Annotated in this window: 11 protein-coding genes; 4 read left to right on the top strand and 7 right to left on the bottom strand. The window is 54.9% G+C overall.

Annotation, left to right across the window (positions count from 1 at the left end; genetic code table 11):
* Positions 1 to 74: 74 nt before the first annotated feature.
* On the bottom strand, positions 75 to 650 hold the full coding sequence (locus NM686_RS08725) for a Uma2 family endonuclease (protein WP_255187493.1): 576 nt from the start codon (positions 648 to 650) through the stop codon (positions 75 to 77).
* 109 nt (positions 651 to 759) lie between these two features.
* Positions 760 to 2,403, bottom strand: coding sequence for a 2,3-bisphosphoglycerate-independent phosphoglycerate mutase (gpmI, locus tag NM686_RS08720; protein WP_255187492.1), 1,644 nt, complete (start codon positions 2,401 to 2,403; stop codon positions 760 to 762).
* Between the two features lie 258 nt (positions 2,404 to 2,661).
* Here gpmI and NM686_RS08715 point away from each other — a divergent pair, with 258 nt between their 5' ends.
* The 3 genes from NM686_RS08715 (at position 2,662) to NM686_RS08705 (ending at position 4,426) form a co-directional block, all read left to right on the top strand.
* The gene (locus NM686_RS08715; RefSeq protein WP_255187490.1) at positions 2,662 to 2,868 is read left to right on the top strand and encodes a hypothetical protein; all 207 of its coding nucleotides are present in this window, start codon (positions 2,662 to 2,664) and stop codon (positions 2,866 to 2,868) included.
* Positions 2,869 to 2,967: 99 nt separating this feature from the next.
* Positions 2,968 to 3,573, top strand: a complete 606-nt coding sequence (locus NM686_RS08710) for a GNAT family N-acetyltransferase (protein ID WP_255187489.1) — start codon at positions 2,968 to 2,970, stop codon at positions 3,571 to 3,573.
* The gene (locus NM686_RS08705; protein WP_255187488.1) at positions 3,566 to 4,426 is read left to right on the top strand and encodes a carbon-nitrogen hydrolase family protein; all 861 of its coding nucleotides are present in this window, start codon (positions 3,566 to 3,568) and stop codon (positions 4,424 to 4,426) included. Before NM686_RS08710 ends, NM686_RS08705 begins: the two co-directional genes overlap by 8 nt.
* A 105-nt stretch (positions 4,427 to 4,531) precedes the next feature.
* Here the strand turns inward: NM686_RS08705 and NM686_RS08700 are convergent, their stop codons facing one another.
* Complete coding sequence (locus NM686_RS08700) at positions 4,532 to 5,431, bottom strand: LysR substrate-binding domain-containing protein (RefSeq protein ID WP_255187487.1); 900 nt, start codon at positions 5,429 to 5,431, stop codon at positions 4,532 to 4,534.
* Positions 5,432 to 5,576: 145 nt separating this feature from the next.
* Complete coding sequence (ald, locus tag NM686_RS08695) at positions 5,577 to 6,695, bottom strand: alanine dehydrogenase (protein ID WP_255187486.1); 1,119 nt, start codon at positions 6,693 to 6,695, stop codon at positions 5,577 to 5,579.
* 318 nt (positions 6,696 to 7,013) lie between these two features.
* On the opposite strand from ald, the gene NM686_RS08690 reads away from it, so the two are divergent.
* A complete protein-coding gene (locus NM686_RS08690; RefSeq protein WP_255187485.1) occupies positions 7,014 to 8,795 on the top strand; it encodes a GspE/PulE family protein in 1,782 nt (593 codons plus the stop codon).
* Between the two features lie 304 nt (positions 8,796 to 9,099).
* Here NM686_RS08690 and NM686_RS08685 read toward each other — a convergent pair whose 3' ends face one another.
* From NM686_RS08685 to NM686_RS08675, 3 genes are all read right to left on the bottom strand, one after another.
* Positions 9,100 to 10,107, bottom strand: a complete 1,008-nt coding sequence (locus NM686_RS08685) for a cytochrome-c peroxidase (protein ID WP_255187484.1) — start codon at positions 10,105 to 10,107, stop codon at positions 9,100 to 9,102.
* A gap of 130 nt (positions 10,108 to 10,237) precedes the next feature.
* Positions 10,238 to 11,503, bottom strand: a complete 1,266-nt coding sequence (locus NM686_RS08680) for a sugar MFS transporter (RefSeq protein ID WP_255187483.1) — start codon at positions 11,501 to 11,503, stop codon at positions 10,238 to 10,240.
* A gap of 12 nt (positions 11,504 to 11,515) precedes the next feature.
* Entirely contained in the window at positions 11,516 to 13,708 is a 2,193-nt protein-coding gene (locus NM686_RS08675; RefSeq protein WP_255187482.1) for a glycoside hydrolase family 3 N-terminal domain-containing protein, read from the bottom strand.
* Positions 13,709 to 13,927 lie beyond the last annotated feature (219 nt).

Raw genomic sequence — 13,927 nt, 5'->3', positions numbered from 1 at the left:
CTTATCCGTTGAGTGCCATTGATTCCGGGGCACGGGGTTTGCTGCTCCGGTTATTCCATAGCGAGCATCGGAGCTTATTGCCCAAAATCCAACAGCACATCCTCGTAAATCGCGCCCAAATCCAGATTTATGTCCAACGCGCGCAATGGCAGGCGATCGCTGGCCTGATTAAAGCCATGCAACAGCCAGCCTTGATCGGCGGTACGCTCGAAACAATCGATGGACTGGGTCTGGCTGTCGATCAGCCAGTAGTGTTGCAGGCTGTCCAGTTGCCGGTAGGCGGCAAACTTGGCGCCGCGGTCGAAGGCTTCGGTGGAAGGCGACAACACTTCGGCAATGAATAGCGGATGCTGCTTGTACAAGCGGTTGTCCTTCTCTCGCCGCTCGCAGCTCACCAATACATCAGGATAAAAAAAGGCATTAGCCTTGGTGACATTGACTTTCATGTCCGAAATATAGGCTCGGCAAGGCGTACCCTTGAGAGCCTGTTTGAGTAGAAAAAACAGATTGCCAGCAATCGAAACATGAGCATCACTGGCACCGACCATGGCCCAAACTTCGCCATCGAAATATTCATGTTTGACCGTGGCGGAGGATTCGCCTTGCAAATACTCTTCCACGCTTAAGGTTAATTGTTCCGCCAGTGCCATAGCCTGTTTCCTGTAATCAGTGGATAAAGTTCATTCTAACGCGGACAATGACCTTTTCGGAAGCTCTGGCCCGCCGCGCCTCCATGCACGGCGGTCGAGCCAGGCGGGTTTAAACCGCTTTGATCAAACTGGCGTCGTAGTCTTCCGGCGCTTCGAAGCCCAGCAAATTCAACACGGTCGCGGCAATGTTCGACAAACCGGGCGCCGCCAAATCCTCGCGCAGTTTGTAGGCAGGATCGGCTTCGCCGGAAACCAAAACAAACGGCACCGGATTCAGCGTATGCGAGGTTTTGGCCTTGGTGCGGCCTTCGGCGTCGCGGGTCACATTACCTTTTTTGTCCAGTTCGTACATTTCGTCGGCGTTGCCGTGGTCGGCGGTGATCAATGCCACCCCGCCCACCTCCAGAATCACCGGGATCAAACGCGCCAATTGCAAATCCAGGCCTTGCATCGCGGTGACCGCCGCTTCGAAATTGCCGGTATGGCCGACCATGTCACCATTGGCATAGTTGACGCGCAAGTATTTGTACTTGCCGCTGCGAACGGCATCGATCAATGCGTCGGTGATTTCGGCGCATTTCATCCAGGGGCGTTGTTCGAACGGCACCACGTCGCTGGGGATTTCGACGTAGGTTTCCAAAGTTTCGTCGAATTTGCCGGTACGGTTGCCGTTCCAGAAATAAGTCACGTGGCCGTACTTTTGCGTCTCGCTGATCGCGTATTGGGAAACGCCGTTTTTGGCCAGGTATTCGCCCATGGTTCTATCGATGGCCGGCGGCTCAACCAGAAAACGCGGCGGTAGCTTGGTGTCGCCGTCATATTGCATCATGCCGGCGTAAGTGACTTTGGGCAGCGGGCCGCGCGCGAACGGCTTGAAGTTTTCTTCGGTAAAGGCGCGGGAGATTTCGATCGCGCGGTCGCCGCGGAAGTTGAAGAACACCACCGCGTCGCCGTCGACGATTTTACCCACGGGCTGACCGTCCTTCGCAATCACGAAGCCAGGCAAATCCTGGTCGATCACGTTCGCTTCATTGCGGTAGGTAACGATGGCGTCATGCGCGCTGGCAAACTGGCGACCCTCGCCTTTGACATGAATGTCCCAGCCGCGCTGCACCATGGTCCAGTTGGCTTCGTAACGGTCCATCGTGATGGTCATGCGGCCGCCGCCAGACGCAATGGCTACGTCGAAATCTGGGCTGCGCAAGCCGTCCAGATAGGTTTCGAACGGATCAACGTAATCCAGCGCCGAAGTCTCGCCCACGTCGCGGCCATCCAGCAGGATATGCAATCTGACCTTGGCCACGCCTTCCTGTTTGGCCTGTTCTATCATCGCTTTCAGATGGTCGATGTGCGAATGCACGTTGCCGTCGGAGAACAACCCCATGAAATGCAGCGTACCGCCTTGTTTGGCGGTGGCAACCACGTCATGCCAGGCTTGTCCTTTCCACAGATTGCCGCTGGTGATGGATTCGGCCACCAGTTTGGCGCCTTGCGCAAACACGCGGCCCGCGCCGATGGCGTTATGACCGACTTCGCTGTTGCCCATGTCCTCGTCGCTGGGCATGCCGACCGCAGTGCCGTGCGCAAGCAAAGTGGTCATCGGAAAATTCGCCATCAGCTTATCCAGCATGGGCGTGCGCGCGGTTTTGACCGCATCGCCGTCCTCGCGCGGTGAAATGCCGACCCCATCGAGCACGATAGTGACGACAGGACCCGCACAAGCGGTAAAACGGGAAGATTTTTCTAGTTTCATAAGATCTTTGAGTGGATGGAATATCGAAAGATGAAGAAAAACGGGCCTTAGCGGCGATCAAGCGCTTATTTTATCAGTTCTGCCCGATACCAAGAAAAAATAGCCCGCTTATCGGCGCAATCGCACCGACACTGTTCACGTTATTTTTAGCTGCAAGACGTTGAAATTTGACATTCGAACCACCAGATTCGTCGTTGAGGGCATGGGCACCCTCGTTTTCGTTCACAGCATGATTAGTTGACAGATGAGGTGATAGTTATGCCAATGATTTCACTCGAAGCGCTCTTGAAAACGGTCGCCGAACAAGATGCGGAAATCAAGGAACTGAGAAAACAACTCTCACATTTAGAGGCGCTCTTGAAAAATCAGGACAAAATGAAAATAGCGTGGGAGCTCGTGGAATTTGTGCAAGATTACCCCGGAAAACTGCACTATCCCATCGTCGCCTCGACGGAAGTTCATTGACTGCATCGGGTAGGCATTCCGGGCTTGCCTGCAATACAATAAGCGGCCTGGCCAAACGAACCTGGCCATTGTTCCGTTTTCTCAATCCAACATAAATCCATGAGCAAAGACATCCGCATTCAGCGCCTCAGCGGCGAAGCCCTGGTGCAATACATTTCCGAACTGGCCCGCCTGCGCATCGAAGTATTCCGCGACTTTCCGTACCTGTACGACGGCGACTACGAATACGAGAAAAAATACCTGCAAACCTATATCGACTGCCCGGAAAGCGTCATCGTGCTGGCGTTCGACGGTGACAAGATCATCGGCGCCTCGACCGCGATTCCGCTGAAATACGAAACCGACGAGGTGAAAAAACCCTTCATCGAGAACGGCTATAATCCGGATGATGTGTTTTATTGCGGCGAGTCGGTGTTGAACAAGGCTTACCGCGGCCTCGGCATCGGGGTGAAATTCTTCGAACAGCGCGAAGCCCATGCCGAAGACCTGGGCGGATTCAAGCACATCACCTTTTGCTGCGTCGAACGCCCGCTCGACCATCCGCGCCGTCCGGCCGATTACGTGCCGCTGGATGCATTCTGGAACAAACGTGGCTATTTCAAGCATCCGGAACTGAAAACCACCTATAGCTGGAAGGATTTGGACGACGAGGCAGAAACGCCCAAGCCGATGACCTTCTGGCTGAAGGAGGAGCGTCATGCCTAGAATCGCCAGCGCTCAATACGACATCGGTTTCCTGGAAACCTGGGACAATTTCGCCGCCAAAACCCGCCAATGGGTCAAGCAAGCCGCCGATAACCAGGCCGAGATCCTGCTGTTCCCTGAATACGCCTGCATGGAACTGGCTTCGCTGTTCTCAAAGGAGGTTTATTCGTCCTTGTCCGGCCAGCTCGAAGCCTTGCAATCCCTGCTGCCTAAATACCTGGAATTGTTCAAATCCCTGGCCATGGAACACCGGGTCTACATCCAGGCCGGCACCTACCCGGTCAAGCATGGCACCGGCGAATTCCGCAATCACGCCTATTTCTTCACCCCACAGGGCGATTTCGATTACCAGGAAAAGCTGACCATGACCCGCTTCGAAAACGAGCATTGGCATATCTCGCGCGGCCTTGATATCAAAGTGTTCGACACGATTTTCGGCAAGGTGGCGATCAATATCTGCTACGACAGTGAATTTCCGCATTACGCCAGACAGCAGGCCGAACGCGGCGCGAGCTTGATTCTGGTGCCGAGCTGCACGGATACCGAAGCCGGCTATTACCGGGTCCGCATCGGCTGCCAGGCGCGCGCGCTGGAAAACCAATGCTACGTGGTGCAAGCGTCGCTGGTGGGCAATGCCGATTGGTCGGAAGCCGTGGATGTAAATTGCGGCGCGGCGGCGATTTACACGCCGGTCGACAGAGGCTTTCCGAACAATGGCATCTTGTCCATCGGCGAATACAACAAGGTGCAATGGGTCTATGCCGATCTGGATTTGGCCGCCGTAGACACGGTGCGCCGGGAAGGCCAGGTGTTCAATTATCGGGATTGGCCGAAACAGTTTGACTGCCGATAGGCCGCTCTGAGCGTCAAGCCTGGCAGCGGTTTTTCGGCGGAAATTCGTTTGTCCAGGTCCGACGCGGGGAGCGTTGGGTTTGCATCTTATCCAGCCTATCGGCTTTCAGGTTCTCTTCGCTTCCGCTTCCTTCAGCAATTCATCGATGAAATAGCAGCAATAAGACGGCAGGTAAAGTTGCTTCAAGTAGGCGATCTTGGTAACAGAAGCCGGTATCAGATGCTCCAGGTCCAGCGCGACCAAGTCGCTGTCCTTGCCGGGCTCATACGAGGTTTCGGCGATGATGCCCACGCCAAGGCCCAATCTGACATAGGTTTTGATCACATCCGAATCGGCCGCGGCCAAAATGATGTCGGGATGCAAGTCGGCCTCGCCAAAGGCTTTTTCGATCGCGGAACGCCCGGTGAAGCCTGGGCTGTAAGTCAAGACCGGTTGCGCCGCCAAGCGCTCCAGGCTGATCTTACCTTCGGTCAAAGTATGCCCAGCGGGCACAATGGCGACGTGATGCCATTGATAACACGGCCTTAAAACCAAACTGTCATCCTCGGCCAGCTTTTCGGTGCAGATGGCAATATCGGCTTGGTGTTGATGCAATAAATTGATCAGATTATCCGGTGACGACTGCACCATGTAGATCTTGATGCCTGGATACTTCCGCCGAAATTTCTGCACCGGCACCGGTAACAAATATTTGGCTTGGGTATGGGTGGTAGCGATATGCAAGGTGCCGTTACGGTTATCGCGAAAATCGTCGGCCATGGTTTGAATGTTTTTCTTGGCCCGATGAATCTGATCGACCTCGGCCATGATGCGCTCGCCCAGCGGGGTCAGTCCCAGCAAACGCTTGCCGTGGCGCTCGAACAGCGGCGAACCGAGTTCGGTTTCCAGCAATTGCAACTGGCGACTGACTGCCGACTGCACGACGTGCATTTTGTCCGCGGCCTTGCTGAGATTGAATTGCGTCTCTTGCAAAGCTCGCAATAACTCCAATTGATTCAGATTCATCCGAGTGTTTTTCCTGTCATTGGCTTAGGAATGAGCATGAAATAAACTATGCAGGCACTCGGTGTAGGTGCGCATTATCCGCACAGTGCGAATGAATTCGCACCTACCATTGCCTGGCTTATTTCTCACATATTCCTTAGCGGGTTCATAGTTTTTGAAACTGATCGGGAAACGGCCTGTAGCTGTTCTGCATCGCATGGAATTCCGCGACTGGCTGACAGGTAATGTAGCCCTGATGAGTATTCAAGGCCCTGGCAAAGCCGGCATCGCTTGCCAGCGCTGCCAGGCCGCCGTCCGCCAGTTTCAGCACATACGGCAAGGTTGCATCGGTCAAGGCTAGCGTCGACGTCCTGGGATAAGCGCCAGGCATATTGCTGACGCAATAATGAATCACGCCGTGTTTTGCATAAACCGGCGCCTCATGCGTAGTAGGGTGCGCGGTTTCGATGCAACCGCCCTGGTCGATACTGACATCGACGATCACCGATCCCGGCTGCATGCTTTTCACCATTTCCTCTGTCACCACATGCGTTGCGCGCGCCCCGTGCATCAAGACCGCGCCAATCAGCAGATCGGCCTTGCGCACATGTTCGGCTACGGTCTCCGGCGTCGAAATCACGTATTCAATGTCGCTGGAAATCTCGCGTTTCAGCCGCTCGCCATTTTCCGGAAACAAGCCGGCCACCGTCACCCGCGCCCCCAAGCCAACCGCGACGCGGGCAGCTTGGCTGCCGACGACACCGTCCCCGATGATGAATACCTGGCCGTGCCGTCTTCCGAGCACCATTCCCAGCATCACGCCCTTGCCGCCATTGCAGGCCGCCAGATAATAACAGCCCATTTGCACGGCCATGTTGCCGGCCACCGCGCTCATCGGCGCCAACAGCGGCAAGCGGCCGTTGCCGTTTTCCAGAGTTTCGTAGGCCACAGCGCTGGTTTTGGCTTTGAGCAATGCCTCGGTCAAGGCTTTTGGCTGGCCGGCCAAATGAAAATAGGTAAATACGATCTGTTGTTTCAGGTAACGGTATTCGGACTCGACAGGCTCCTTGACCTTGACGATCAGCTCTTGATCCCATGCATGCGCGGCATCGACGATATCCGCACCGGCGCCGTGATAATCCTGATCGCCAAACCCCGAGCCCATACCCGCACCCTGCTCCACCAAAACCCGATGCCCGCGCACGATCAGTTCGGCAACACCATTAGGCGTCAAACCGACACGATTTTCCTTGCTTTTGATTTCTTTGATCAAACCGACTCGCATGGCAATGCAACTCCTTCTATTGAGGTGGCTAGAATAGCAGCTTGTGAGTATTGCGAAGCATTCACAGGCTGTCAATGACAAGCGGGGCGAACTGTCCAGGCGCTCGCTACAAATAAGTTCCGCATTTCATCTCCGCCCCCCCCCCTGGGGTCGGCGTAAAAGTAAAAAATGCAGCGCTATTATTCGACAATGGCCAAAGCCATTGCATGCCTGAGTTGCAACTAGGCTGAAAAAGCTTTAGCTTTTTCCACTGAAATGAGCCGAAAAAACAAGCCTCATACCCGATATTGCACGCTAGCCCACCGCTGACCATTGCCAATGCGCGAAGAACATACATTAGAAGACCGAAAACTGGATGTGCAACAAATCATTGCCTGGCTTGCGGCGGACAGCATGCTGACGCCAAAGGATCTTGTGAAATGTCAAAAGTATGCGCAAGCCGCGATCAACAAACACAAACATCCGCTGAAGACATTGGCGGAATGCGAACTGGCCGACCAATCCCAACTCGGCAAACGCCTCACGCTGGAGGATTTATCGCAATGGCTGGCGAAAAAACTAGGCATGACCTATTACTATTTCGACCCCTTGCGTATCGATGTCGCCAAAGTCACATCCCTGTTCAGCCGGGCTTACGCCAGCAATTACAACATCCTGCCGATCAAGATCAGCGACGATGAAATCGTCGTCGCCACCGCAGAGCCTTACGTGCAGGCCTGGCAACAGGATTTGGCCAAGATGCATGCCGGCCAGATTCGTTGCGTATTTTCCAATCCGGAAGAAATCAAACGCTATTTGGACGAGTTTTACAACTTTTCCAGGTCCTTGAAAGGCGCCGGCTACCAAACCGGTCAGGAAGAGCATTCCGCGATCCAAAATTTTGAGCAACTGGTCGAGTTGAGCAAAATCGGCGACCTCGATGCCAATAACCAACACGTGGTCAATCTGGTGAACTGGCTGATGCAATACGCCTTCGACCAACGCGCCAGCGATATTCACATCGAACCGCGCCGCGGCCAGGGTAATGTGCGTTTTCGCATAGACGGCATCCTGCACCAGGTTTACCAACTCCCCAAACCGATCCTGAACGCGGTGTTGAGCCGGTTGAAAATCCTGGGACGGATGAATATCGCGGAAAAACGTCTGCCCCAAGACGGCCGCATCAAAACCCAAAACAGCAGCGGCAAGGAAATCGAACTCAGGCTATCGACGATGCCGACGGCGTTCGGTGAAAAATTGGTCATGCGCATATTCGACCCGGACGTGGTGCTGCGCGACTATATGCAATTGGGTTTCAACAAACAGGAACTCGAACTGTGGAACCGGATGATCGGCCAGAGCCACGGCATCATCCTGGTTACCGGTCCGACCGGTTCCGGTAAAACCACGACGCTGTATTCCACCCTGAAAAGGCTGGCAACCCCCGAAATCAATTTGTGCACGGTCGAAGACCCCATTGAGCAGATCGAGCCGAGTTTCAACCAGATGCAGGTACAAACCAATATCGGGCTCGACTTTGCCAGCGGCATCCGTACCTTGATGCGGCAAGACCCCGACATCATCATGGTCGGCGAGATTCGCGACCACGAAACCGCCGAAATGGCGGTACAAGCCTCGCTGACCGGACATTTGGTGTTCTCTACCCTGCATACCAACAATGCGCCCGCCGCCGTAACCCGTTTGCTGAACATCGGCGTGCCGGCATTTTTGCTCCAACAAACCTTATTGGGCGTCATGGCGCAACGCCTCATTCGGGTACTGTGTCATTGCAAAACGGCCGTCGCCACCAACGAAAAACAGTGGCAGGCCTTGGTGGCGCCTTTTAAAGCGTCAATGCCACCCAAAACCTATCAAGCGGTCGGTTGCAAGGAATGCCGAAATACCGGTTATGCCGGCCGCATCGGTATTTATGAAATCCTGGAAAACACGCCGGGTTTGCAGTCTTTAATCGTCGAAAATTGCGACAGTGTGTTGTTGCAGAAACAGGCCATCAAGGAAGGCATGCGGCCATTGCGTTTGAGCGGCGCGGAAAAAGTCGCGGCCGGCATCACGACTATCGACGAGGTGATGCGCGTGGCGCCGGAGCGGATCGAGTTGTAGTTTTTGTCGTATCGCGGACATGAAAAAAGGGGCCATGAGGCCCCTTTTGCTTTCCGGCGACTAACGGATTTGCCAGAAATAACTTCTTGTGTATTCCCCTCATTCCGACTCTGGCCCAGAAGAGAGTGTCGTAAAAGTCAAGACAATGCCTTCTCTCTCAGGGAGAAGGCTAGCATGAGGGGATAAATCACGTGTGTAGATTATTTATTCCCCTCGCTCCAGCCTCTCCCGCGAGGAGAGAGAAGGCTTTTACGACAACATCCAGAGGGCGCGAGAGCGAAATGGAAGTTATTAGGCCAAATCCTTAGTTGAATGTGCTGCCGGGAGTGCCGGGCAATTCAGGCATGGTTTGTTTCGGGAACTCGCCGGTCAAGGCGTTCAGGAACGCCACGATGTCGGCTGTATCCTCGTCGGACAAGTCTTTGTTCAATTGCAACTTGGCCATCAGCTTGACCGCCTTGTCCAGGGTTTTGACCGAGCCGTTGTGCATGTAAGGCGCGGTCAACGCAATATTACGCAACGTCGGCACTTTGAACATGTGCTCGTCGCTTTCTTTCTTGGTCACTTCGGCCAGACCTTTATCCTTGTTGAAGTGGTACTGAGCCTCGAAATAGCCGTTCGAATGAACCGGGAATTTTTGGAAAGCCCCCGGGCCATTGAAGGCAGGGCCGCTGTGGCAGCTGGTGCAACCCAGTTCCACGGCCTTGTTCATGCCGCGAATTTGCTGCTCGGTCATCGCATCCTTGTCACCTTCGACGTATTTGTCGTAAGCGCTGTTTGGCGTGATCAGGGTTCTTTCGTAAGCCGCAATCGCTTTTGTCGCGTTGTCCTTGGTGATGGCTTCGTGATCGCTACCGAAAGCCAGTTCAAACGCCTGACGGTAACCTTTGATGGTTTTCAAACGCGCCACCACGTCATCCCAGCTTTTCATGCCCATTTCGATCGGATTGGTCACGGGGCCCGCGGCTTGTTCTTCCAGGCTGGCCGCGCGGCCATCCCAGAATTGGACTTTATTGAAAGCGGCGTTCCAGACGGTAGGCGCGCTACGGCCGCCGGTCTGGCCATTTACGCCCATGGAGTTGGGACGATTGTCTTCGCCGCCCAGCATGGTGTTATGGCATGACGCGCAAGAGACAGTACCGGTCGAAGACAGGCGTGGATCGTGGTACAGCATTTTACCCAGCGCCACTTTTTCCGGCGTGGTCGGGTTGTCGGCCGGTGCCGGCGCGGTGGTTGGCAGAGAATCCGCCGCCATGACGGAAAAGGATCCGGCCATTGCAATCGCAGTGACCAGCATACGCAGTTTTAACATGTCATCCTCCGAAAATCGTTAATTATTATTAGCAACGAGGCTGAATTGTAAGATAAAGCCAAGCGCCAGGTAAATTTTATTCAGGTCTTGCAGAGGCAAATTTCATAGACGCATGCCCCGAAGCAGTACGTCACTCGGCAACCAGTCCGCGGAATTTCAAGCCGTAAAAAGCGATATACAAATAGCACAGCACCGGCACGAACAAAGCCGGTTGCAAGCCCAGCCTATCGGCGAACATCCCCTGTATCAGCGGCACGATGGCGCCACCGACGATCGCCGCGCACAATATTCCGGAACCCTGACCCGTGTGACGTCCCAAACCGGAAACCGCCAACGAGAAAATGGTCGGAAACAGGATGGAATTGCACAGACCAACCGCCAGCAGGCTCCACATGGCCAGGGCACCGCTGGTCATGATCGCCAACGTCAGCAACACGACAGCCATGGTTGCGTTGAATGCCAGGGCATGCGCCGGCCGGATTTTCCGCATCACCACCGCCCCGGCAAAACGCCCCACCATGGCGCCGCCCCAATAAAACGACAGGTATTTGCCGGCTTCCTGCTCGGCGAGCCCGGCGATTTGCGGTTCGCCCAGAAAATTCACCATGAAGCTGCCAATGGAAACCTCGCCGCCGACATAGACAAAAATCGCCAAGGCACCCAAAACGAGATGCGGATAATGCCAGGCGCTTTCGTTTACATCCGTGCCGACAGCATCAAGAATTTCAGCTCGGGCTTGAATTTCGGGTAATCTCAACACGGCAAAGACCGCCGCCATCAGGAAAAGCACTGTCGCCAACAGCAAATAGGGATTTTGCACCGCCGCCGCTTGCGCGGCTTGGTAGACCGATAATTCTTCACTGTTCAACAGCTTGAGTTCGTCTGCACTTTTGACAGCCGTGGACAAAATCAACAGCGCGCCGAAATAAGGTGCCAGCGTCGTGCCGAGCGAATTGAAGGCCTGGGTCATGGTCAAGCGACTGGAAGCCGTTTCCGGCCTACCCAATGCCGTCACGTAGGGATTGGCCGCGACCTGCAACAAGGTGATTCCGGACGCCAGCACGAAAAAAGCCGTCAAAAACAAGGGATAGGCCTGCAGGCCCGCCGCCGGATAAAACAACAAACAACCACTGCCGGCGATTGCGAGGCCAGCCACGATACCGTTTTTGTAGCCGATTTTTTCCACTAGATAGCCGCTCGGCAGCGATACCACGAAATAAGCGGCGAAGAAACAAAACTGTATCAACATCGCCTGGGTGTAATTCAGCGTGAACACCGCCTTCAAATGCGGGATCAAAATGTCGTTCAGACAGGTAATGAAGCCCCAGATGAAAAACAACGAAGTCAATATCACTAGCGGCGCGTTGTAATGGGCTGCGTTCTGACGGTTTACCATAACACCCTCGAATCAGTCTTTAAGCACGGTAAAGCTCGCCATCTCACCGCCGACCATGACCTGAAATTCGCCGGGCTCGACCACGCGTTTCATATCCAAGCCGATGAAACTCATGTCTTCCGGCGTCAACGTGAACTCTAGGCTTTGCTGCTCGCCGGGCTTTAATTCGACTTTTTTGAAGCCCTTCAACTGCTTGACCGGCCGCGACACCGACGCCGCCGCGTCATGCAAATACAGCAATACCGTTTCCTTGCCGCTAAGCTGCCCGGTATTTTTAACCCTGACGCTGACCTCAACGTTATCGCCAAGCTTGATTTGGCTTTTGTCCAGTTTCAAACCGCTGGTCTCGAAGCTGGTGTAACTCAAGCCATGCCCAAAGGGATATAGCGGCCGGTACTGGTTACCTTCGTAGGCTTCGATGGGCTTATGGTCATAGGGCAATATGTCGTTGACCGCGCGCGGATAGGACAGCGGCAACTTGCCGCTTGGATTGACGTCGCCGAACAGAATGTCGGCCATCGCCTCGCCGCCTTCCATACCGGGCAAAAAGCCCAGTACCACCGCCCTGGCCTTGTCGGCGATTTCAGTGATGATGCGCGGCCTGCCGCCGAAGGTCACCAAAACCACCGGCTTGCCGATCTCGAAAATTGCTCGGGCCAATTGCATTTGCACAGGGTCCAGCGTCAGGGAATCGATATTGCCGGGGGTTTCGCAATAGGGTTTTTCGCCCAACGCCAATATCACGACATCGTGATTGCGCGCTTCAGTCACGGCCTGCTCGATGTTGATTTCGTCGCTGAACCGCTGACCACCGACAAAGGTGACCTTGCCGCTGGTCTTCGCGCGCAGCGCTTGCAGCAGCGTCGGCCTGTCCTTGGGATAGAGTTCTTCGGCGTCGCCCTGCCAGGTGATGGTCCAGCCGCCGTTCATCACGCTCAGCAAATTGGCGGTAGGTCCCGTCACCAGGATGCTGACGTCCTTGCGCAGCGGCAGCATTTCATTGTCGTTCTTCGCCAACACGATGGCCTCACGCGCCGCCTGTTTGTTGACCTCGACGGCTTCCTCGGTAGCGAAATTGCCCTCCACGGCCAGCGCGGGCTCGCTGCGCTCGAACAAACCGGTTTGATATTTGACCCGCAGGATGCGCGAAACGGCCTCGTCGATGCGGCTCATCGGCACCTCACCGGTCTTGGCCAGATCGAGCAACAGCTCGTAAAAAGAAAAATCAAACGGCACCATGCTCATATCGACGCCGGCCATCACCGCCATCTTGACCGCCTCGCGGGGTGTCGCCGCCAGTTTGTCCCGCGTATGCAGCCGGATAATGTCTTCCCAATCGGATACGGTGAAGCCGTTAAAACCCATTTCGCCGCGCAGGATCTCGGTCAGATAATGGTAATTGGCATGCCCCGGAATGCCGTCCACTTCGGCGGAATTGATCATCACGGTCGGCGCGCCGGCCAGCACGCCGGCCTGAAAACCAGGCAAGAACCATTCTCGCAGCGCCCGCTCGCCGATCCAGGCCTGGGTTCTATCCTTGCCGTTCAATGGATAACTGTAGCCGACATAATGCTTCAAACAGGTCGGCGCCTTGTCGGCATCCGCCATGTTGTCGCCCTGATGACCTTTAATGTAAGCCGTACCCATCGCGCTGGACAAATGCACGTCCTCGCCGTAGGTTTCCCAGAGTCTGGGCCACAAGGGCTGGCGCCCAATGTCCATCACCGGCGAGAAGTTCCAATCCAAACCGGAAGCCTTGACTTCCCGCGCGGCAATTTCACCTTCCTTGAACGACAGTTCGGTATTGAAAGTGGCCGCCATGCTGATGGCCTGCGGAAACAGCACCGCATTTTGCGTATAAGTCGCGCCGTGGATCGCGTCTATGCCATAAATCACCGGTATTTTCAGCCGGCTTCTGGCCGCGGTCTCCCGGATGGTTTGCGTCATTTTGCGCCATTTCTCGATCGACTGGGCTTTGTTGTTCGGCGTGGTCGGCGTATTCAGGATGGAGCCGACATGGTGATGCAGGATCGCATCCTCCAGCTTGGCTTGGTCGATCGGATTTTCCGCATCCTGGCCATTGACCACGGAAACCACGCTGAAATCGATCTGCGTCATCTGCCCGACTTTTTCTTCCAGCGTCATTTGCCCCAGCAAGGCCTGGACTTTGTTTTCGATGGCCTCGCTTGTTTCTTGTGCGCTCACGGCAGACTCCACTATCGCAAATAAGGAAAAGACCGAAATGATTTTTGGGATTTTCAAGGGACGAATTCTCGCTCTGTAAACGAAGGTTTAAAGGCGATAATTATGGCATGCCCAACGGCTTGGGCAGAACAGAAATAAAGCGCCGGCTCACGCCGCGAGGATCACGCCCCTGCTATTTCAGCTCATGCGTTCCCATACCGAAGTATGGGAACGAAGTAG

The organism is Methylomonas rapida, from assembly GCF_024360925.2.
Classification (GTDB): domain Bacteria; phylum Pseudomonadota; class Gammaproteobacteria; order Methylococcales; family Methylomonadaceae; genus Methylomonas; species Methylomonas rapida.
Note: the sequence above shows the minus strand (reverse complement) of the source record. Positions and strands in the feature narration are given on the sequence as shown.

Bases quoted from the DNA above. Each gene is read 5' to 3' on its own strand.
- NM686_RS08690 (WP_255187485.1), top strand. From the start codon at position 7,014: ATGCGCGAAGAACATACATTAGAAGACCGAAAACTGGATGTGCAACAA.
- NM686_RS08710 (WP_255187489.1), top strand. From the start codon at position 2,968: ATGAGCAAAGACATCCGCATTCAGCGCCTCAGCGGCGAAGCCCTGGTG.
- NM686_RS08705 (WP_255187488.1), top strand. From the start codon at position 3,566: ATGCCTAGAATCGCCAGCGCTCAATACGACATCGGTTTCCTGGAAACC.
- NM686_RS08725 (WP_255187493.1), bottom strand. From the start codon at position 650: ATGGCACTGGCGGAACAATTAACCTTAAGCGTGGAAGAGTATTTGCAA.
- NM686_RS08700 (WP_255187487.1), bottom strand. From the start codon at position 5,431: ATGAATCTGAATCAATTGGAGTTATTGCGAGCTTTGCAAGAGACGCAA.
- gpmI (WP_255187492.1), bottom strand. From the start codon at position 2,403: ATGAAACTAGAAAAATCTTCCCGTTTTACCGCTTGTGCGGGTCCTGTC.
- NM686_RS08715 (WP_255187490.1), top strand. From the start codon at position 2,662: ATGCCAATGATTTCACTCGAAGCGCTCTTGAAAACGGTCGCCGAACAA.
- ald (WP_255187486.1), bottom strand. From the start codon at position 6,695: ATGCGAGTCGGTTTGATCAAAGAAATCAAAAGCAAGGAAAATCGTGTC.
- NM686_RS08685 (WP_255187484.1), bottom strand. From the start codon at position 10,107: ATGTTAAAACTGCGTATGCTGGTCACTGCGATTGCAATGGCCGGATCC.
- NM686_RS08680 (WP_255187483.1), bottom strand. From the start codon at position 11,503: ATGGTAAACCGTCAGAACGCAGCCCATTACAACGCGCCGCTAGTGATA.